14 protein-coding genes are annotated in these 21,499 nt (G+C 66.9%); 1 reads left to right on the top strand and 13 read right to left on the bottom strand.

Features of this window, described 5'->3' with window-relative positions; all coding sequences use genetic code 11:
* Positions 1-435 precede the first annotated feature (435 nt).
* Positions 436-705 carry a hypothetical protein gene (locus tag ACQS5P_RS12395; RefSeq protein ID WP_428936930.1) on the top strand — a complete coding sequence of 90 codons (270 nt, stop codon included), beginning with the start codon at positions 436-438 and terminating at the stop codon, positions 703-705.
* 89 nt (positions 706-794) lie between these two features.
* Here ACQS5P_RS12395 and ACQS5P_RS12390 read toward each other — a convergent pair whose 3' ends face one another.
* The 13 genes from ACQS5P_RS12390 to ACQS5P_RS12330 form a co-directional block, all read right to left on the bottom strand.
* Positions 795-1,148, bottom strand: a complete 354-nt coding sequence (locus ACQS5P_RS12390) for a hypothetical protein (protein WP_428936929.1) — start codon at positions 1,146-1,148, stop codon at positions 795-797.
* A gap of 229 nt (positions 1,149-1,377) precedes the next feature.
* A complete protein-coding gene (locus tag ACQS5P_RS12385) occupies positions 1,378-1,662 on the bottom strand; it encodes a hypothetical protein (RefSeq protein WP_428936928.1) in 285 nt (94 codons plus the stop codon).
* Between the two features lie 60 nt (positions 1,663-1,722).
* Positions 1,723-2,022 (bottom strand): hypothetical protein, encoded by a 300-nt coding sequence (locus tag ACQS5P_RS12380; RefSeq protein WP_428936927.1) that lies wholly within the window; start codon positions 2,020-2,022, stop codon positions 1,723-1,725.
* Positions 2,023-2,107: 85 nt separating this feature from the next.
* A complete protein-coding gene (locus ACQS5P_RS12375) occupies positions 2,108-2,578 on the bottom strand; it encodes a hypothetical protein (RefSeq protein WP_428936926.1) in 471 nt (156 codons plus the stop codon).
* Between the two features lie 80 nt (positions 2,579-2,658).
* Positions 2,659-2,973 (bottom strand): hypothetical protein, encoded by a 315-nt coding sequence (locus tag ACQS5P_RS12370; protein WP_428936925.1) that lies wholly within the window; start codon positions 2,971-2,973, stop codon positions 2,659-2,661.
* Positions 2,954-3,436 carry a hypothetical protein gene (locus ACQS5P_RS12365; RefSeq protein ID WP_428936924.1) on the bottom strand — a complete coding sequence of 161 codons (483 nt, stop codon included), beginning with the start codon at positions 3,434-3,436 and terminating at the stop codon, positions 2,954-2,956. The genes ACQS5P_RS12370 and ACQS5P_RS12365 overlap by 20 nt, the downstream gene beginning before the upstream one ends.
* Positions 3,437-3,449: 13 nt before the next feature.
* The gene (locus ACQS5P_RS12360) at positions 3,450-3,983 is read right to left on the bottom strand and encodes a hypothetical protein (protein ID WP_428936923.1); all 534 of its coding nucleotides are present in this window, start codon (positions 3,981-3,983) and stop codon (positions 3,450-3,452) included.
* Positions 3,983-15,790, bottom strand: coding sequence for an LPD38 domain-containing protein (locus ACQS5P_RS12355; RefSeq protein ID WP_428936922.1), 11,808 nt, complete (start codon positions 15,788-15,790; stop codon positions 3,983-3,985). Before ACQS5P_RS12355 ends, ACQS5P_RS12360 begins: the two co-directional genes overlap by 1 nt.
* A gap of 3 nt (positions 15,791-15,793) precedes the next feature.
* A complete protein-coding gene (locus tag ACQS5P_RS12350) occupies positions 15,794-16,939 on the bottom strand; it encodes a hypothetical protein (protein WP_428936921.1) in 1,146 nt (381 codons plus the stop codon).
* Positions 16,940-16,981: 42 nt separating this feature from the next.
* A complete protein-coding gene (locus ACQS5P_RS12345) occupies positions 16,982-17,671 on the bottom strand; it encodes a hypothetical protein (protein ID WP_428936920.1) in 690 nt (229 codons plus the stop codon).
* An 84-nt stretch (positions 17,672-17,755) separates the two neighbouring features.
* Positions 17,756-18,937 carry a hypothetical protein gene (locus ACQS5P_RS12340; RefSeq protein WP_428936919.1) on the bottom strand — a complete coding sequence of 394 codons (1,182 nt, stop codon included), beginning with the start codon at positions 18,935-18,937 and terminating at the stop codon, positions 17,756-17,758.
* A 29-nt stretch (positions 18,938-18,966) separates the two neighbouring features.
* Entirely contained in the window at positions 18,967-19,299 is a 333-nt protein-coding gene (locus tag ACQS5P_RS12335; protein WP_428936918.1) for a hypothetical protein, read from the bottom strand.
* 36 nt (positions 19,300-19,335) lie between these two features.
* Positions 19,336-21,498 carry a hypothetical protein gene (locus ACQS5P_RS12330; RefSeq protein ID WP_428936917.1) on the bottom strand — a complete coding sequence of 721 codons (2,163 nt, stop codon included), beginning with the start codon at positions 21,496-21,498 and terminating at the stop codon, positions 19,336-19,338.
* Position 21,499 lies beyond the last annotated feature (1 nt).

Below are 21,499 nucleotides of genomic sequence, written 5' to 3'. Positions count from 1 at the left end.
TCGATCCGCCGGCTGATCTCTCGGGCTTGTCGGGCCGTCACCTCCATGTCGGCCGATGCGACGACGGTCCGGTGTTTGCCGGTGATCGGGTCTTTGAAGCTGAGCATCCACGGGTCGCCGGCGGCGCTGCGCGTCCTGCGCTTGAAAACCGAGACTCCGGGCACTCGGTACGGAAAGCGGCTGGCGGATGCGGGCATTGGTCCGTTGGTTCGCAACACCACCAGGAGATGGGCCAGCCAAGAGTTCATGGACGGGCGAGGCAATCGCCACTCCCGATTGACTAAATATTGCAATGCTTCGCCCTAAACGCTTGTGCGGTAGGCGGCTAGCAGCGCCCCCACCGGTCCTTGCGCCGGTAAGCTGGGCAATTTCAACCTCCGATAACAGGCGTAGCCTCAAGTCGGGACTGGGCGATCCCGATGCAACGACGTGCGCGTGGACCACGAGAATGTCGCAAAGCCGCTGCTGCGGATCAGCGCCATCGCCGCGATCATCCTTCTCGGCAGCGCCGTACAGCAGGGCGTGGATCTGCCGGCGCCGCTTCGCTGGGCCGGAATGGCGCTGGTCGTCGGTCTGATCGTGCTGGGCGTGGCGCGCGAGCCGACCACGGTTCCGACGCTGCGCCGTGTGAACTGGACGCGCGTGGCGATCGTGAGCCTGTTCGCGACGGCAATCGCAGCCGCGCTGCTGTGCTGGAAGAACTGATCCGCGGGCTTCCACTGTCTCTCCACTTCCTGCTGGCGGGAAAGAATATCTACCACATTCCGACTGCGGAGTCTATACCACCGTAAAGATCATCGGCTCTTGATCACATAGAAGTCGCGAATCAACTCCGCCCCGCAGGCGGCGACGTGGACGAGGTATTCGCCGAAAGACGCCGGGGGCAGACCGCGGTACGCCGCCTGGTAGCGATGGAGCAGCTCCTGCTTGAGGGGTCTTTGCATCCGGGCCGCCAGCTCCTGTGCCAAGTCGCGGTTCAGTTTCAGCGCCGGACCCAGCTTCAACTCCGCAGCCAGGTCGTCGGCGCCGATGCTGGCGGCCACGGCGATGAATGCACCGAGGCTCGGCGGGTCTTGGAGCTGGCGGGAGATCAGCCTGTGCACGTGCTCCAGGTCCGCGCGGATCGGGCGATCAACGCGAAGTTGCATTTCCCGCTCAATCCCGGGCTTCACATACGTCGGCGATTCCCGTTTTCGCCGGGCTGCTGGCATGGCGGCAATCTTAACCGCGGTATAGGCCAGATGCAAAGCAAACCCGGACGCGCGGCTGCGCGTCCGGGTCCGTGCACGGGTCTGGCGCGTGCATGGGGAAGGAGGCGGTGAGGCATCAGGAGGGGAGACAATGCTTCAAGTCCCGGCGGTTCAGGGACAAGACGCCTCACCGCTTTGCCGTAATCGGCCGTTCGCGCGGTCCTTTGGCGCCGACGCCGGCCTGCTTAAGTGCCTGCAACGTGCCCAGGGCGATCAGGTAGCCTAGCCACTGGCCCTCGGAGGGCTTGGGCTTCTCACCGTAGATCGCGTGCATGGCACGGACTGCGTTGGTCCTGATCGGTTGTTGCATCTTCAGCAGGAAATCCGACTCCATGCCGGGCTTGACGTACACAACGGCTTTCTTCGCCCCGTTGGGATCTTTGGTGTGCTGCCTCGAGGCTGTTCGGGCCATCAATGGGTCCTCCAGTGATGCACTGGATGAACCATACCGTGGTAGAGAGTCTTGCGTCAATCACGCGCCCTGGGCGGGATGCTGCTGGGCCTGCTGGTTCAGCGAAGCCAGGAAGTTCGTGTCCAGCGCCGGGTCGGCCAGGATCATCGACCTGATCCTCTCCCAGTGCGACGCGCGGTCGAGCTGCTGATGCACGAGCTGCTGTACCGCGGGCTTCTGCTCGTCGGTCGCAGTGGTGAAGTAGCTCAGGGCCAGTTCCTTGGCACGCTCGCGCGCGATCGCGACGACGTTGTCGATCGCCGGCTGGAACTTGGAGACAACCTTCTCAGCGTAGCGTGGGTCGATCAGTGTGCTGCTCATGTCCCTGTTGATCGGCCAAAAAAGAGCACGCCCTTGCGTGAAGCCCGGGCGTGCCTGTGCAGAACACGATGCCACGGGAAGTGCGCTAGACCGCGGTGAACAGCAGGCCGACAACCGCGGTTGCGCCATCGAGGACGAACTGGTGAGCGATCCACAGCGCCCTGCCGAACATGGCCTTGACGAGCTGCTCGCCGTTGAGCGCCTTGATCGCCGCGATGTCAGCCAGGACCGAGAGGGCGTCTTTGCGGTCCTGTTCCAGCCGCTTGAGCGTTTCGGGATCGGCGCCCACGGACAGCACGCCGACCGCCAGGAGCTTGTTGGTCGCCCACTGCGCGTCCTCGGCCTGCTGTGGCGTGAGCTTGGCGTCCTTCAGCCGCACCAGCAACTCCTTATACGCCGCGCCGGCGGCGTGCTGGAGTTGCAGCACGTAGCTCGACGAGAAGCCGCGCAGCTCCTCCCACACTCTCTGGGCCTTGGCCTTGATCGCCGCGGCGGCGTCTGTGGCATCCTGCACCGGATCGGGCAGGGGCGTGTCGATATCGTTCGTATCAGTCACGAGGACCTCCTTTGCTCGGTGGCAACGAATCCGAAATCACGGGGAAACTGAACGAAGTGCGAATGTGCCTGCGGCCGGGCTCAGCCGGCGCCGGCCCGGGCGGCGTCGAACTCGTCGAGCCGGTCCTTCCAGTTGCGCATCACGCGGTCGATCGAGTCGGCCTCTTCGGGATGACGGGCCTTGTACTTCTCGATGAGCGGCTGGACCTGATCGTACACGGAGCGCTCCGGGCCGCTGTTCCAGCCGTCGAGCGCGGCCTTGACCTGCTCGGCCGTCGAAGGATCTTCGCTGGCCAGCCTTCGGAGCCGCGGCTCCAGGGACTGCTTCTTCAACTCTCGTGCCCTGGTGTCGAGCTTGGCGCTGGCGTTGCAGCCGTCACAGCCGACGATCACCATCGCCGCCAAAAGGCACATCAAGATCCTGCAGAGGATCAACGCCGGGGGATGCTGAGGGCGCGGGTGTCTGGTCACGCGCCACCTCCTTTGATTCGGGTGGTGTTTGAGGCTCCAACCGCAGCAGATCGCGGTTGGAGAAACCTTCGCCGATGGTGGGCACCTTGCCCTTGGCGATCGTCCAGGCGACGAACGTGAGGCGATCGAGGATCAGGTTCCCGCCAGCCCATCCGGCCAGACCACAGACGGCGCAGGTCCAGTACCACCGATCAGCGCCCCACAGCGCCACGCAGATCGCACCGACGACGGCGCCGCCGACACCCGAAACGCCGGCGGCAATCAGAGCATCGCGCAACCGCAGCTTCTTGGCCAGAGCGCTGAACAACCCGGCGATCCATGCCAGGATGAAACAGAACCCCAGCACTCGGCCTGAGGCCGTCAGCGTGTCGCGCTCGATGTCGTTCACGAATCTCGCCCCTCTACTGCCCCTGCTGCGCGGCGGCGGGCGATTCGGGGATTGCAGCGCTGACGACAAACAGCCTGCCCACGTCGCTCGTCTCCCACTCCGCCAGCTTCTGGGCAAAGGCCTCTTCCTCGACCGGCGACATGCGATCGGGCGCGTCCTCGCCGGTGTTGATCCATCGCGCCACCACCTGCTGCTCCACTTCATCGGCCTTCACGGCGGCGCGGGTGAGACGGTGGGCCATGAGCATTGCGGAGCGGCCGGTGGCGGTCAGGTGCTCGACCAGCTCGCCCCGTTCGAGCTTGTGCCTGAGCAGCGCCAGGTCCTGTGCGCGGAGCGTGGCGTACCGGCGGCGTGCCCACAGCAGCTCCGCCGCGACGATCCCCAGCTTCCTGCACAGCGCCGCCTGGGCCCTGTCCAGGGCCGGGGCGCTCATCCGGTGCTGGGCCGCGGTCACGTCATCCGCCGGCCGCTGCGGATCGATCGGCCTGATCGGCTGGAAGCCCCGCTCCTGGGGCGTCATCTGCGCTCGCTGTTTGGGATTGGCCATCATTGACTCCTTTGCTGATCGGGCGGGTTGTATGGCGTGCGGCCGTTCACGGCGCGGGCCACGTTTATCATTTCGATCGCCAGTTGTCGCAGGCGCTGCCGCTTGGTCTGGGGATCGAGCTGCGCGTCGTCGAAGATCGCGATCATCGCGTTGCGCATTTCCTTCATGGTCTGGTGTGCCGACTCCAGCGCGGCCCGCTGCGCCAGGATCTGCTGGTTGGCCACGCGGTAGCGCTCGCGCTGCTGCTCGTCCCTGAACGCGCGCAGTGACCGCAGCACGGTCTGGAGGCGGTCGTACTTCGAGTAGAACTCGGCGACCGAGTCGGCGCCGTTGGGGTCCAGGTCGCGCGAGAAGAACACGCGCAGCCCTGGCACGTGCTGCTCGGGATCCATCGCCGGCGGCGGCGCCTTGATCGTGCCCATCAGCCGTCGCGTCACCGCATCGTCGATGAAGCCAACGACCGTGCGGCCCGCAGTGCCGAAATAGCCGTAAATCAGGTGGTCCAGCATCGCCGGCGAGAGGTTCAGGTAGTGCCCCGCCAGCTTGCTGGTCTCCGAGGTCCAGCGCGTGTACTGAAGCTGCGGTTCAAGCTCCTTTATCGCCTCGGGCACGATCGGCCGCCCGCGGAAGTAGTCGTAGTTCATCGTCACTTCCAGCAGCGGCAGGAACAGGTCGTCCATCAGGCCCATCAGCAGGTCCATACCCGTGGTGCGGTCGGGAATCCATCGCTTCAGTTCTCGCGGGTCGTTGGCGATCATCCACTCCACCAGGCTCTCGCCCAGGCTGCCGAAGATCATCCCCAACTCGTGCGGCTTTCTGATCCTGAACCACCTGGTCGTGGTCAGCGGGTTCCCGATCGGTATGAGCCAGTACAGCTCCCGTTCGCGGCGCCGCTCCTGGTAATCGGGGTTCTGCCGGCTCAGGTAATGCAGCACCAGGCTGGGCAGCGTGATCGCTCCGAGCACCTTCAGCAGCACGTTCAGCGCGGCCCATTTCTTCCTGCCCTTCTGTCCGCCGCGCCCCAGCAGGTGCCGCGTCATGTAGTCCGGCCCCTGGAAGGCTGCGTTGAGAAAGGCGCGCGTCGCGGCCTTCTCCCGGACCCACTGCCCGCCGCGGAAAAAGTCCACCGTCACGTCGCGCGCCGCAAGGCCGGCGCGCACCAGTCCTTCCTCGTTCACCCCCTCGGCCGCCAGCGCCCGCGCGAACTCGCCGACCCGCGTGGCCTCTTCCAGAATCACGCTGTTGGCGTTCACCAGGTCAATCCAGCGGCTGGGCAGCAGCGTCTTGCGCAGAAACATCTCAACCTTCGAGCGGCCCATGTCGTCGATCATCCGCTGCAGCGTGTCGCGCGCCATCTCGGTGTAGGTGGCGCTGCCAGCGCCGGACTGCAGGAAGAGCTGGTACGTCTTGTCGCCGGAGAGGATGTGCATCAGACCCAGCGCAAAATCGATCCCCGGCTTGAAGCCGTAGCGGCTCTGCACGAACGCCGTGAGCTGGTCGCGCTGGATGTTGCTGGACAGGAAATCGGGCAAACTGGTAAAGCCCCAGCGCTTGATGTTCTTGGCCGCGATCATCAGCCGGATCAGGATGTTGGTTGTCGGGTTCCCGGCCTTGAGGGTCAATGCGTCGTAGAGCGCCGGCACGTGGATCTGCCAGACGTGGATCTTTCCGCGAACCCGCAGCGCGACCTCCATGTCCCGCGGGTTATGCCGCACGGGGCGGAAGATGGTGAACATCGTGCTCAGGTCGATCTTGGGATCGGCGCCGCCGGGTCCGGGCTGCATGTCGGCCGGGTCCACGCCGGCGGCGATCAGCGCCTTTTTGATCTCTTCGAGCTGGCCGGTCGTCGGTGCGATCGGCCGGCTGATCCGATCCGCCCAGCGGTAGTCCTTGCCCTGCTGAATCATCCGCAAGGCAGCCAGAGCCGCATCGTTGGCATCGACGGCTTCGACGATACGCAGGATGTTGGCGATCGACGCCGCGATCGGCCTGCGGATGCGCCGACCGCTGCCTTTGATCCTGAAGAACTGCCGGCCCTTGTCCACCAGCGACCGGTTGCCGGCAGCGTGCATGGCCGTCTCGTCCAGCACGCGATCAAATCGCACCCAGTTCTGATTCATGTGCCGGATCTGTGCCAGGGCTGCCGGGTCGAAGAAGCCCGTCCGCCCCAGGTACCGGAACACGGCGCGATTCCAGGCATACCATCCGTCCGCGGCGGCGCGAAAGGCTGGAGAGTCGTACTTCCTGATCGTCGCCAGGGCCTGCTCATGGCTGACGCCCAGCTTGCCGCCCTCGGCGTCGATCACGTTGGCCAGCGTGCGCTGGCCGGCGGCCTCCTGGCGGTACAGCTCGTCGGCGCGGCGCGCCACCAGGTACGCTTCGAACTGGCGCAGCCTGCGGCCGGTGATGCCGTTCTTCTTCAAGATCGGCTCCAGGCCGTCGGCCAGCTTGCGACCGGATCGGCTCCGCACGCCAAACTTCACCCACCCGTAGACCTTCTTGCGCACGCCCGGCAGCAGCCGGCTCAGCACGTACGCGTCCTGAGAGGCGCGGTCGGGCAGGGGGCCATCGCCGCCAATGCCCAGCTCGCGGCGCAGCGCGTCCAGCGGGCGGCGGTCGTCGAACAGGTGACGGTAGAGGTAGTCGAGCGTGCCTTCGCGGATCGGGCTTCGCTGCGTCGGCCCCTCGTCCCGCCAGTCGATCTGCGACTCCAGCTTGGCGACAGGATCCTGCGCCAGGTACTCGGCGTAGAGCTGCTGAAGATCCTTGACCGCCTCCCACAGCTCAGGGTGCCGCAGCAGCTCGGCCTCGAACCACTGGCCGTACATCGGCGCCTGCTGCATCGCGGTCTGCGGGTCGTACATGTAGAGCCGGAAGAACTCGGCGACGCCCTCGCGCCGCACCTGCAACTTGGTGTAGCTCCTGCGGCTGGTGTTCTTGCCCAACGGCAGCAGCTCGGCGTCGAAGGTCGTTGGCGGGGTCAGGCCGGTGAGCGCGTCGTCGATCGCGTGCCCGACCTCGTGCGCGGTCACCGCGATGTCGTTGGCCACGTGCAGGCGAATCAGCCGGTTCCAGTAGTAGCCGAGAACGCGGCCCCCACGGCGGGCGCGGAAGCGTGCCTGTTTGCCCTTGGCCACGGCCAACTTCAGCCGGCGAACGACGTGGTTGACGATATCCTGGCGTGATACCCCTGCCGGAAGCGGCCGATGCTTTTGCGCCTGCACCGCCGGCGGCACACTCACCGGCGTGGCGTGAATGCTCAGTACCGGCGGGAGCTGGTCGATCATCGCCTCGGGCAGATGGGGCGCCGGCTCGTCGGGCTTGCGGCCCGCGAAAAGCTCACGCTGCGAGGCCTTGCCGAACAGCGCTTTGACGGCCTCGATCTTGCCGCGCGGAACGTACAAACCGGTGACGACCCGCTCGCCTTGCTGCATCGTGACGTAGTGGTTGCGCAGCGTCTGGCTTCCGCCCTTGCCGTAGATGGCGTCCTGGATGACGTGCAGGGCGATCGCCGATTCAGGACGGGTAAGCAGCTTGCCCTGGAGGATGCCGTAGCTCTCGCCGGTCACCGACTCGACGGCGTGGATCGCCAGCGGGCTGTCGATCGACTCGTCGAGCTGGACGGTCTGGCGGATCATCCCGCGATTGCGCCGCGCGACGCGCCCGCCCGTGCGCTGCACCTCCAGCTCTTCGAGCTGCTTCCACCGCTCAAACGCCTGCTCGAAGATCCCGTTGCCCTCGGCCACAGGCAGGAACATCAGATCGTTCTGGAAGTCGCGCCAGCTCAGCTCATCGTTTTGTTGCAGCTTGACGGCATGAAGCAGCCGTCTGCGTTTATCGTCCGGCAGAGACCGCACTGTCTCATTGATCGCGCGATGCCAGGTGCTGGTCTCCATGTCGAAGTCGTTGAGCGCCTCCTGTTCGGCTCCGGCGTCCTCCTGCCCCTTGGAGATCGCCCCCAGACTGCGCAGGCGCGTGGCGATCGTGGCCTGGAACTTCCGCTCGCCGGCGATGGGCGTGTAGATCGTGCTGGCCCTGGGACTGCTGAGCTGGTTGGCCCGATCGATGCGGCCCAGGGACTGTTTGAACTCCTTGGCGTCCCAGTCCAGATCCAGAAAGATCATGTGGCGGCGACCGCCACCCAGGTCCTGCAAGTTGATGCCGGTCGTGCCCGCCTGACTGATGACCGCCACGCGGCGCTTGCCGCTCTGAAACTCGGCGTTCTGGCTCACGCGCTCCGCTGGCGGAGTATCGCCGACAATGGCCGCGACGTTGGACTGCCCGAACTCATTGAGCAGTTGCGCCAAGGGCGACTCAACCTTGCCAGCCTGGAGGATCGTGGCAGCCCGGGCGCGCAGCTCAGCCACGGTTTCGGCGGCGCCGGGAATGGGTTCCCACGCCTGGATCTCCCCGCGATTGTTCTTACGCGCGCGCTGGGTGGGAATGGCATCCAGCACAGCACTGAGATTGCCTGTGCCACCGCTGAGGTACGTGTCGCTCACGCCCAGGACCTTGAAAACAACCTGCTCGCCGCGGGCGAGGGATGCTTTGGCTTCTTCGACTGCGGCGGCCATGCGGAACTGCACCAGCAGCCGCTTCATGAAGAAGATCGCCTGTCCGTCCGGGCGCGGCGGAGCGCTGAGCGTTCCCTTGGCGTTGGGCCACTTCGGATGGTTCACCTGCGGCCGGTACTTGGCGTACGCCTGGATCGCCTCACGCAGCACGTCGGCCGCGGCGTCGTAGGCTTCCAGCAGCTCGGGGCTGACTTTGGCCTGGCGCATCTCGAACTCGAAGCCGCCTCGCCAGAAATCCAGCGACGCATAAGCGTTGTCCATCTTCAGTTCGCGCATGAGCTGCTCGATGATCGGCGTGGCCAGCGACTGGCGCCATGAGCCGGCCCTGGTCACTCCCGTGGCGTCTTGCAGCCACTGGTCGAAGGTTTTCAGATCCGGGTCCTGCTCGGCCAGCTTGGGCGGATGCCACAGTTTCAGCCCGTACATGAACTTCAACGCCGCGATGTCGCTGGCGGGCGTGGCGGTCAGGTACACAAAGTGCGCGCGGTCGTTGGGCATCAGGTGCTCATGCAAAGCCTGGAGGGTGTTGGCCCGCGCGGTATCCCCTTCCAGATTGGAGAAAAGATGCGCCTCATCGACGATCACCAGATCCGGGTTGAGCTGTTGTAGCGCCTCGGCGTACTTCACCAGGTTGAAGGCGTCGGCCAACACGACCACCGGCGCGGCGCCCGCGCCCAGGGCAGCGACGGCGTCCGGCTGCAGGTCCAGGGCATTGTGGATCTGCAATCCGTTGTCGCGCATCAGCGGCGTGAAGGTATCGACCATCTCGCGCGTGAAGGTGGCAACCAGGTCCGAGATGTTCTGGCGGTTCTTGGTCAGGACCAGAATCCGCTGCTTGCCGCCCAGGTTCTGCAGGCCGCGGTAGACCTGGTCGGCGATGACCCCGCCGATGATACGGCTCTTGCCCACGCCCACGTCGTCGGCGATCAGGGCGCCGGCATTGTCGATGTTGATGCGATAGCCGATCTGCAGGACCTGGTCGCGCTGCGGGTCGCTCAGGTTGACGACGGCTCGTCCGTCCGGCTCGTACCCGGCGAAGTCTCCGCGCTCGATGCCGGCCAGAGCCTTGGATTCGACGAGAAGTCGCGGGTGGTGATGTCCACGCCGCCACGGCGCCAATGGAACATAAGGGCTAACGCGCTCGCTGCCGAGGGCGTCGAGATACTGTTGAGCCTGTCCGGGTCCGACCCACTCTGGAACGCCAGCGTCTGACGCAGGCTCTGGTGGAAGCGGCTCTGGTCCTTCACCGGGAACCACGCCGGTACCAGGCTGTCCGGATCCAGATCCAGTATCTCCCCCCAGCTCTCCCCCAGACTGTCCAGCCCCGCCGGCGGCATTGCCCCGACCAGAGGCTGGAGTGCCGCGTTGAGCTGCTCGGCGCTGAGCATGAGTCACCGTCCCTTGGTCAAACTCGGGAAGCGTCCCGAGCACTGCCTTCACGTCCGCGTCGGCCGAGAGGTTCGACCAGAGCTGCCGAAGCAGCTCGGTCCAGCCGGCATCATCGACCGCGTATCCCAGGTCGCGGAGGATGCCGCCCAGATCCGAGCGTACGTCGGCAGCCCATCGAGCCAGCATCTTGTCGCCGGCCTCGGTGTGAACTTCAAGGTGGAACGTGGCGATGCGGGCAAGGTGTTCGGCGGTTGCCGGGTCTTTGAGCAGCTCGGCAGGACTCACCGGCTTGCCGCCGCCGGCAGTGCTCATCATCGCGATGCCGCCGACGCGCAGGCGTCGCGGCAGGCCCAGCACGCCGCGCAGCCGCGGACTCATCAGCTCGGGCCAGCTCAGCAGCTCGCGAAGCGCATCCAGGTTGTGCAGGTGCTGCTCGGCGCCGCCAGCGAACAGCCCGCCGCCACGCTTTTCGATGTTGCCCTCGCCGACGGGCTTGCCCGAGATGTCTCGGGGCGCATCGATCTCGAACGCCTCGTAGAACGCATCAGAGGGTTGCACTCCCTTGTCGCCGGCGAACAGTCGTTGCTGCTCAGGGTCGGCGGCGCGGGCAAACGACAGGTACGCCCGCATCCGCTGACGCCATCCCACCGTGTTGTCGGTGACGAGCCTTCGCAGCATCCACCGTGCGCGGGTGTCGCCGGCGGCTGTGGCCAGCGTGTCTGGGTTCATCAGCGTCTGCCCATCCCCGGCCTCGCCCCTGAGCCAGTCGTCGATCGGTGGCTTGCCCGCGGCGGCCCAGCGGTAGTAGCCGTCGATCGCGAGTTGCAGGGGCCTGCCCAGGTCCCAACCCTGGCCCTTGGTCTTGGGGTAGACCAGAGCAAAGAGGTTGCCCACCAGCTTGTTTTGCAGCGGATGCGGCAGGTTGGCGATCTTGTCGGGGTTGCCGACGACGACGGCCTGAAGCGTTCGCTCGATCAGTCGCTTGCCCTCCTCGTTGAGCATCCCCGTCTCGGTGTCGGTGAAGCGGCTGTGCTCCTGCTTGCTCAGCACGCCGCTGCTCACCAGCCAATTGCGGATCTGCGAGACCTTGGCCGGCTGGGCCAGGACCTCACGCACCGAGTCGTCGTCGCCCAGGATCTGCTGAAGCAGGTCCAGGGTGTCGGGATTGTCCAGGAGGATGCGCGCCCGGGCCGCGGCGTCCATCGCCGGGTTCAGCTCCTGCGTCCGCCCTTTCTGCAGGTCGCGCACGAGCTGACGCATCCGCGACGCCGTCGTCACGTTTTCGTCAATGACGCGGACGATCAGCGGCTGCTTGAGCTTCTCGATCGCCTCGCGCGCAATGCCGAACTTCTCGCCCGCCTGGACCGTCGCTGCACGCAGGGCCGCTGCGGCGCCGCGACCGGCGTAGACCTCCTGGAGCGTGATCGCGCGGCTGTTGCCCCCCATGACCAGCCCCGATCGCAGCACCATCGGCGGGCCATTCACCGGGTCGGGGTTGTCGGTCAGGACAAAGTCAGGATTGAACTGCAACACCTGGCGGTCGATCTTCGCCCGCTCTTCCTTGTCGTGCTGGTAGTCGCGTTCCTGGACGTTCGGCGGATATCGCGGATCGGGCTTGAGCGTGCCGACCTGATGGCTGGGGACCAAGTCGGCGGCCTCGATGACCGCGTAGTGCGCGGCAACCGGCGAGCCGGTCGTTTGGATCATCGTTGGCCGGCCGATCGTCATCGCGGGCGGCGCGGGTTGTTCGACGGGCTGCTCCCCTTTGGGCGCGGGCGGGCCTGCCGCTTCGCCCGGTTCGGATGGAGCGGCCGGCCCGGGCGTGGGTCTCAGTACCCCGCCTTCGGCTTGCCCCTGGTCGTCGCCTTGCGGGGCTTCTTGCTCCCGCCCTTGCTTTTGCTGCTTGCCACGGCGCTTACCTCCTTTCGGCGGCGCAGTCTCACCGCCAGCGTTCTTGCCTTCAACTTCCCGCCGCCGCAGCTCGGCCTCGACGTACGTGCGAACGCTGTGCGCTTCGGGCAGTTTGAGCACGGCCTCCAGCAGCTCGGCCCGCTCGGTCCGCAACAGCCTGTCGATCTTCGAGGGGCCGCCTGCGTCCATGATGGCGTCGAACAGGTCGCGCGCGTTTTCCTCCAATTCGCGCTCGGCTTCGGCCTCATCCGGGAACTGCTCCGGCCGCTCGCCCATCTGCATCCGGATGTACGCGCGGAACGCTTCTTCACCGAACACCTCGCGGTAATCGCTCAGAGCAGCCTCGATCGCTGCGCGCGCCTCTTCCCACTCGGCCAGGTTGTTCGCCCCGGCAGGATCGACGCCCAGCTCCTCGATGCGATTGGCGAGCAGCTCGTGCACGGCCGCCAGCTCGTCGCCGCTGATCTTGCCATCCTCACCGGGGTTAAATCCCAACTCAGCGAGCCTGGCCGGATCCGTCTCGATCGGCTGAGGGAACGTGTCCACGAAGTCCCACTTCGCCGGCGCCTGGTGGCCCGGCTGCAATTCGCCACGTGCGGCTTCCGGTGCTTCGTCGCCTGCGGATGGGCGTTGAGTCGTCTGCTGTGCGACTCGCTTCGGCGCTGCGGGGGCTTGTGCCCTTTCGGGCAGGTTCACGCCGAGCTGCTCCTTGAGCGCCTGGTAGTGCTCGATGGCGCGATCCAGCGGCAGCCGCCGGCCGTCCGGGAAGATCACCGCCTCGATGTCCTGGGCCGCCAGGTAGCTTTTGCCGGGTGAGGTCGCCGCCACGTGGCGGGCCGACAACGCGCGATCGGGAGTGCCGCGGTTGGTGTGCGGCTTGAACACGAGCAGGACCGGGATCTCCCTGGCTCGGCCCACCGCGTACCCGGCGGCCGTGCTGGGTATCTGGCCGCCGGCGAAGCCGCCCTCGGGCACGAGCTCGGCGTCGATCAGCTCGCTCAGCGCCGACGGCTGTACGCCCTGGCGCGCGATGAATGGCAGATTGCGGGCATCGGTGCCGTGGATGATCTCGCCCGGCCTGGCAGCCGCCATCAGCGCCGACTTCTGCGCGGCCTTGTCCTGAGCGATCAGTGCCCGCGGGGCCTGGCCCGTCGCTCGGCGCGGGCCGAGCTGTCTGGTTGTCGGCGGGGGCGCGGCCGCGCCGTGCGCGACAATCACCGGCACCTGCGTGAAGTCGTGGAGTCGCGCCGCGGCGAGCTGGTCGGCGCCGTCCAGAACCTGGTATCCGCCGCTGGCCAGCTTGCGCACGACGATCGGCGGGACCGCGTCAGCCTGGCTGCTCTCGCCGGGGCGCAGTTTCGCGACCCAGAGCTGAACGTTGGCCGCGTCCGGCTTGCCCACGTCCACGATCTGGTTGACCGCGATCTGCTGCGTGGCGCTGAGCTGCACGCCCTCGGTGACGATGCCCTTGCTGCGGGCGCGGGCCTTGGCGGCGCTCATCGAGCGCAGCGACGGACGCCAGTTGGGTTGTCCCAGCTTCGCAGGCGGCGCCGGCACGGCGCGGCCCTCGACGCCTTGTACCGGCGGGAGCTTGCCGCGACGGGCTTCAAGGTCGGCCTTTTCCTGGGCATAGCGCCGGTCGATCTGCCGCGCCAGCGCCAGCAGCTTGCGGCGCTGCAGGATCACCGGGTCATCGGTGGGCACCGTCTCGTCGCTCAGCGCCTCGATCGCCTTCCGCAGCTCGCTCTGTTTCTTCAGGGCCTCGTCGTAGAAGGGCATCGTGAACTTGCGCGTGCCGTCGGGCTGGCGGGGCGCGTACTGGTCGATCAGGTGCAGGTGACGCATCACCATCGCGTCGCGCGGCCCCAGCAGCTCTCTGCCGGGCCGAGGTGGCTGGTATTGCGGGCCGGAGGCGACGCCCGCTGCCTTGGGCTGCGTCTGAGCGCCGGCGGTCTTCGCCGCCCTGGCCTGTCCCGCTGGCGCGCTTTTGATCGATTCACGCGCGGCGCGGAGCCTGGCCTGCAGGTCGCGCGCGAAGCTCAGATCCTTGAGAGTGACCCTGGCCTCGGAGGCGGCGCGGATCGGGTCCAGTCCCTCGTTGATGTGCTCGTGCATCCGGGCGACGCGCGACAGCGCCGCCTTGCCTTCAGGAGTCAGCTCGATGCCCAGGTCCTTGAAGTGGGCGCGGGCGTCGGCGTTGACGCGCTGCGTGTACTGCCACTCGCGCACGACGGCGCGCGTGCCGGCCATGACCAGCCGCGTGGCCTCGGCCATGATCGGCGCAGCGATCATCCCGCCGGCGATGAGCTGCCGGGTCTGATCCTGTCCGACATCCAGGGCCTGTAGCGCCTGGCTTGGCTTGCCCTCGATGATCGACTCGGCCGCCGCGTAGAAGGGCATCTCCACGCCCGCGGCGATCGATTGAGCAGCGGCGCGGGCCAGCAACGGCGCCTTGGCCATCGTGCCGGCGGCCGCCTCGGTGGTCGCAGCCTTCAGGGCGCCGGCCCCTGAGCGGGCGGTCGTCGTGGCGGCGACGCCTTCGCGGATCGGCTGACCAATCGCCTTGCCCAGCCCGCGCTGCAAAAAGTAGGCGGGGGAGCCTGGAGTCATGTAGCCGGCAACTGCGGCGGCCAGCGTCGTGTACGGGTATTGCGCGCTGTAGGTCTGCTGGAACGCCTCGTAGCGCTCAGCGTTGGCTTCCCCACCCAGCCTGGCTACCAGCCCGGGCAGCCCCAGGTTGGCCGCGTGTGCCCACTTCCCGAACGCTCCGATGAGGTAGCCGGCGAGCGGATGCTGCTTCATCGCCGCCTGCGTCTGCTCTGCGATCAGAGCCACGCGGCCCTTTTTCAGGAGCTGCTCGTCGCTGCTCTGGTTCACGCCGGCGGCGCTGTCCTCTGCGAGCGGGCCGCCGGCGAGGCTGCGCCTGGCGATGCGGTCCCGGGCATCCTGCATCGCCTTGGGGAGCACCGCGCGGGCGATCGCCTCCTCGATGGCGCGCGGGTGCTGGCGGGCCATCTGCAGGATCTGCTCGTCGCTGGCCTTGGCCATCCCCGGGTACAGCGCGCGGGTGGTGTTTACGATCAACTGCGCCGCCTGCTTCTCCTGCTGGTCGGCATCGAACTTCAGCACCTCCTCGTCGCTCATCCGGTCCGTCGCCGGTCCGTAGCGCACGCGCGCGGCCTGCACCGCTGCCTTCGCCGCCGCGGCGGTGCGTTGCTCGATCGTGCCCTGCAACACTTCCGGCGGCGCGCCCTTGCCGCCGGCGGCTGCCCAGCGGCGCCGGGCTTCGGCGATCAGCTCCGGGTCGTGCAGCAGCGGCCGGTCAGTGCTCTGCTCCAGCGCGGTGAACAGCTCCGCGGCGCTGGGCGCCTGCCAGACCCGGTCCTTGTCGTCGATGAACTCCCCGCCGCCGGTGTGAAATACCTGGAGCTGCGCGGGCAGCGGGCTGGTGGGGTAGTTGAGCTGGAAGTTTCGCCGCAGCCGCAGCCAGGTCGGATAGTCGATCGACTGCGCCCCGACGGTGGTGCGCGGTTCGGCGGCCTTCACGTAGGCGTTCCAGGCGTCGATCTGCGGCTGCAGGGACACGTCGGAGACGCCGGCCTGAGTTTGGCGCTGCAGATACGGCACGAGGTTCTCGCCGCGCTGCATCGCCTGCTGGGTGGCCAGGCGCGCCTCGGCCTGCTCGAAGGCGTCGCCGCCCTGCTGGTAGCTGATGCCCTCGGGTCCGCTGGTGATGCGAAGCTGCGGACGCGCGTGCACCGGCAGCGGTGGCGGAGGCTGCTCGTCGGGCAACTCGATGACGGCCGTAGCGCCGCTGGGATTGGACTGGATGCGCGTGCCGTCGCGCGTGTAGTACGTGCCTTCGCCCAGCTTCTGAAGAAACTGGACGGCGTGCTGATCGAGCTGCTGTTCAGCCAGGTCAAAGGCGTCCATCGGTCAGCGCTCCTGTCCGTTGAGCACCGCCTGCCGCGCCGCCGCGGCCGAGCCGTATTTGCGCACCAGGTCGAGAATCTCGTCCCGGCTGAAGGTGCGGAGATTCGACCCGTCGCGGGCGCGCAGGACCGCGCCACCGTCGGGCAGCGTCACGAGCTGATCGCCGCGATCGTTGCTCTGGCTGGCGTCCCGCGTTTTGGCCGCCAGGTCGAATGGATAGGGGTGCGGATCGACACCCGAGGGCGTGAGCCGGCTCATCTCGCGTCCGTCCGGCCCGATCTGCTGAATCGTGCCGTCGGCGTTCTTCACAGCGCGCGACTGTGGCCGCTGCTGCTGCGCCGGCTGCACGCTCGTCGAGCCGGCGCCGTCGCTTGGCGGACTCTGCCCGGTGGCTACGCGCTGCAACCAGTCGATGACGCCGCTTCCACTCTCCGGCGCCGGCTCGTTGCCCAGGCTCAGCAGCTCGTCGGTGAGCTGGCTGATCTTCTCCTTGGCCTTGTTCCGCTCGTCCAGCGATCTGGTGAAGTCCTTTTCGATGTCCTTCTGCTGGCGGATCTGTTGCAGGATGCCGTCGCGCTTCTGGCGGTAGCGGGTCTGCTCCTCGCTGTTGGCAAGTCGCTCGGCCTGCAAGGCGATCGATGCCTGCTGGTACGGCGTCAACTCCCCTTTCTGACTGGCCCTGGTGCGGATTTGCTCGTTGACGGTCGGATCGGCGAAGGGATTCTCGCCCGTGGTGATGCGGGCGCGCATGCGGATGGCTTCGTCGGGTCCGACGTGCCCGCCGGCCTCCATCTGATCGACGTACTCCATCAGCCGCCGCTGCTGAGGGAGCATGTAGCCCTGCGCATTGCCGCTCTTGGCTTCGGTCGCGACCACCGATGCGGGCTTCCAGGTGTTGAAGATCCGCCCCAGTGCGTCGGTCTCTTGCACGGCGACCATCTGGTCGGCTGGCTGGCCCTGCGGCGCGCGGTCGGCCGAGCCGATGTCGTGCCAGTCGGGGGGAAAGTTGTAGCGCGTGCTGCCCCCGCGGTTGAGCGAGGCGTAACGCAGGGCCAGATCGAGCTGGTCCTGATTCTGTGCGTAGCGGGCCGCGCCGCTGGCCAGCGTGGCAACCAAGGCCGGGTCGTCGTAGCTGAGCACGATCGGCACGGCCGATCGCTTTCTACAGCCCCTTGAGTGCTCCGCGTCGGGTCACGCGGCTTTGCGCTTCTTCTTGCCGCCGGCGACCACCTGCGTCGAGCCGGCGGCGCCGCTGCTGGCGGTGGGAAAGAGAGTGACCGGCGACTGCTGCAGCAGCGGCAGGGCCACGTCGGCGCGCTTCTGCCCGAAGAGCTGAGCGATCAAGCCCATGTCCGGCCCGCGCGTCTGCACATCCCCCAGAATCCCGAGCTGCATGCCGATCTGCCGGTCGGCGATGTCGGCGCTGCGCTGCGCGAAGGCGTTGTTGGCATTTTCCCGCACCGCCAGCGCCCCCGAGCTGTTGTACAGCCCCCGGTTGATCAGGTCCGACGTGCCGGCGGCCAGTTCCTGGCGCCTGAGCTGCTCGTTGCGCATCGTCTGGCCGGCGCCGAACTGCTCCGCCAGGCCCATCATCTTCTCGAACCGGGCCTTCTCCTGCTCGTTGGCGGTCTGCTGGTTCTTCTGGTGCGCGCTGATCGCCTGCTTCTCGGTGTCGGTAAGCTGGCCGCCGCCACTGCTTGTCTGCTGCTGTTGGAGATTGGCCAGAAACTGCCCGTACCCCTGTCCGCTGGACGGGTCAAAGCCCAGCGCCACGAGCTGCCGCGCGGTGTCGTTGGCTGGTCGGCCGTTCACGAAACGCGCCGGACCGCTGATCTGCGGAATGCCACCGCTGCCTCCGCTTCCCTGAATCATGAAAGCCACGCCCGCCGTCGCTCTCTACAGCCCGCTTCTCATTGTCATCCGGCCGCGACCGGGAGGCGCGGCGGCGTGTCGGAGTTTATCGGCTCAGGGGTTGTTGCCCATCGGCTCGATCGTGAACTGGTTGATGAAAGCCAGATTGTTCGCGTGGCTCGCGCCGTACTGAATCGTCACCGTCACGGTCAGCGCGGTGGTGGTGTTGAAGGATTGCACGCCAAGCGTCGGAGTCAGCGCCGCCCCGACGAAGCCGTAGCAGCCCGATCGACCCGTGCCGCCGGTGCCGACGGTCTGGATGCGGAACATCGCGATGCAGCCGAACGGGATGTTGCTCTGCGCGCCCGAGGTCGAAAAGGGGTTGAAGCTGTCTGAATCCCAGATCACTGCGCCGCCCGTGCCGCCCAGTCTTACGCGAAGCCGCACGGACGTGGCCGTGCCCGTGTTGAACCGCCCGAAAACTGTGATCCTGAACACCTGCCCGGCCTGCAGCGAGTTGGCCGCAATGGTGTAGCTCACGTTCACACCCGATCGCGTGAAGGTCACTTCGGAGGTGGTGGAGGCACCAACCAGGTCCACGCCGGACCCATCCCCCACCCCCTCGAAGATGTTCGTGACGAAAGTGGCATTGCCGAACACGCTGCGACCCTTGAACAGTTTGTCGGTCGTGTGGTTCCACACCTCTCCCTCGGCCGGTGAGCCGGGGTCGCTGCTCTCATCGCGGAATTTGCGCAGCTCGATCTGGTTCGAGCCGTCCAGCTTGATGGAGTCGTTGTCGTACCTGAGGCCAATGCCGCCAGCGTCCGGGAGGATCGGGATTTGCACCTGCGCCGAAATAGTCGTGCCGCTGATGACCAGGCCGTTGCCGTTGTCCAGGAACGCCACCGAGCCGGCCGATTCGTCCCAGAAGAGCATCCGGTCGTCGTTGGGATCGACCAGCGACGCCCCGGTGCCTCCGTCGGCCAGCGCCAGGTCCGCAATGCCGGCGATCGAGCCGCCGGTGATGACGACGTTATTGGCGCTCTGCGTGGCGATCGTGCCCAAGCCCAGCGTCGTGCGCTGGGCGGCGGCGTCGGGGTCGTCCAGCAGCGCGCGGCCCGCCGCGGTGCAGACAATCTCCTCGACGTTGCCCGCGCCGGCGCTTTGGCGGCCCAACAGCCGGTCGGTCGCCGACACGTCCTGGATCTTGGCGTAGGTGACGGCCCCATCCTGAATGTCCGCGGTGCGCACCTCCGCGTCGCCGATGTTCTGCGTCCTCACTCGTGTCGCTGCCATTTGTGTAGCTCTCAACAGGTCCAGCGGGATCAGGTCTGCCGCCGGTAGAAGACCCGGATCTTGTCGCCGCTCTGAGGGATCGCTCCGGGTTGGAACGTGATGGTCTGCCCGGCCAGCACGTAGTCCTCGCCGCTGCCCTCACTCATCAGCAGGCCGTTGACGAACACCATCAACGATCCGTCCACCGGAGCATCGGCCAGCGCAAAGTCGGCGTTCACCCCGTCCACCGTGCCGCTGACCGCTGCCGGCCCGACGCTCTCGCTGAGCGCGCCTTTCCTGAGCAGCGCGCCGATCGCACGCCGCTGCCGTCCGTCCTGATTGGCGTTGCGGTCGCCAATCGCCACGAGCCATCGCCCTGTCACAACCCCGTTCGTGTTTGCGCACTCGGGTCTGCGCGTCTACCGGACAATCCCGCCGGCAAAGCCGATCGCCTGGAGCGACTCGAAGGACCAGGTCTTGTCCAGCATCGAGTTGCTCAGCTTTACGAAGTAGGTGTTGGCTCTGAACCGCGTGAAGTTGCGTGGCTGCCTGCCAGCGGTCGCGTACGTGGCCAGCGTCGTCGGCGCGGCCGCTGCGGCGGTCTCGGCGCTCTCGCCGACCAGCACCTGCACCACTAGGTTCGTCGTGCCCCCGCCGGTGACGGCCATCCACTCGTTGATAACGAACTCGCCGAAGTCTCCTTCGGGTTGCACCGGGCCTATCAGGCACTGGCTGCTGATCGCCGCGCCGTCATCGCTGTTGACGGCGGGGTCCAGCCTTCGCACGTACCCGTCGCGTCCGCCCAGCAGCAGGAAGCGGTCGGTTGGTCCATCGCCGTCGTAGACCAGCGCGCACAGGGGGCCGTGCGCGGCGGGGAGCTGCTGCGGCCAGAAGGAGTCCGTCCGCACGTCGTAGACCATGTGCGTGCTGGCGCCGCCGGCCATCTGCGTCACGAAGATCCACACCTGGTGCCGGTCGCGGTCGTACTCCAGCTCGCAGTAATGGGTTTTGCGGTTGATATTCGCGAAAAAGTTGTCCTCCCGCCCCTTGGAAAGGTTCTGCGGCTCGCCCACCGCGGCCATGCGGAAGAACCCGCCGGTGCCCACGAAGTAGATCGTCCCGTCGGGCGCGATGCACGTGGCGGCGTGCTGGAGGATGCCGATCGACTCGCTGAGGGTGATGACCTGGCCCGAGCTGGCCGCCGGGTCACCCTGCAGCGCGTACAGCGAGTGGTCGCAGCCGATCACCAGCACGTCGTCGCGCCAGGGGACCAGGGCCAGGACTGGCTGGCCGATCCTGCCCGCGGCGGATGCGTTCAGCTCCCAGGCGCTCAGCTCGTCGGTCTGGCCGTAGAGCCAGTCGGTCGGCGTGCCGGCGCGGCTCATGAAGATGTTCTGCGGATTTGAGTCCGGCGCCGCGAGCACCAGCCGCCCGCGCCAGGTGACTGCGATCCTGCATCCGGTCGGCACGGATCCCTTGCCCGGGTCGGCCGTCAGGTTGGCAATCGTGGCGGCATTGACATCGACGACCTTGGTGTTCGTGCCGTCAACGATGTACGCCTTGCCGAACAGGTCGGTGATCGCGGGCTTCTGGCCGCTCAATTGGTTTGAGCCGATCAGCGAGACGCCGCTGGTCGTTCCCAGGTACACGTTCCTAGTGGTAACCAGCAGCTTGCTGACCCGCGACGGTTCCACAATCGTCGATTCCACGAAGCTCACGTCGTTGCATCGGACCGACGAGCTGTTGTTGGTGCGGCCGTAGATCCCCAGCCGCGCGTAGCCGCTGGCGCCCGGCTCGATGCAGTTGGTGCGGCTGGCCTTCTCCACGCCATCGATGTAGGCCCGGACCGTGCCGTCCTCCTCGATCCGCACCTTCAGCGTGTACTGCACGCCGAACGTAAGCTGCGTGCCCAGATTCACGTTCGTCGTGCCCTCGTTCCAGTCGGTGATCGTGATCGACGCTGCAAACTCCCCGTCAAACAGCCCGAAGTGCGTGCCGAAGTTGACCCTGAACCCATCGGTCGTGCCGGTCCCGGTGTCGAAGCTGAACCCGAACCAGGCGGCAGACGATGCGTTGCGGCTGCCCGTGAACGTTACCGTGGCCGACGCTTCGTACACCGCCGGGATGGGAGGGTTGCTCAGTGCGCGGAAAGCGGAGCGCAGTTGCGTGCCCGAGCCGGGCTGCGTCCAGAAGGCGTCGCTGCTGCTGACGTTGATGCCGCTGCCGACAGCCGAGGAGCCCTGAGTGTCGCTGTAGATCAACCACGCGGCGCCCGAGACGGTCTCCAGGTTGCCGTCGGAGTAGCTGAAGGTCTCGGTGAACACGCCCGTTGACCCGGTCCCACCGGGATCGATGCCGACGATCTGATGGATTCCCGTCACGCGGCCGACAAGCTGACCAGTGAAGAGTTTGGAAAGACCCGAGCGCTGGCCGCCGCGGGCGCGGTTCTGCGTCGCGTCCCAAGGCAGCACGTTCAGAGCATCGCGCGTCGTGCCCGGGCGCTGGTTGGCGTTGGCCAGACCGCGGTCGCGCCCCTTGAGCGGAAAGTTGAACAGGATCTTTTTCTCGCCAGGGTGTGCCATG

The organism is Fontivita pretiosa (genome assembly GCF_050410795.1).
Classification (GTDB): Bacteria; Planctomycetota; Phycisphaerae; order Tepidisphaerales; family Tepidisphaeraceae; genus Fontivita; species Fontivita pretiosa.
This window is presented reverse-complemented; position numbering and strand designations above follow the sequence as displayed.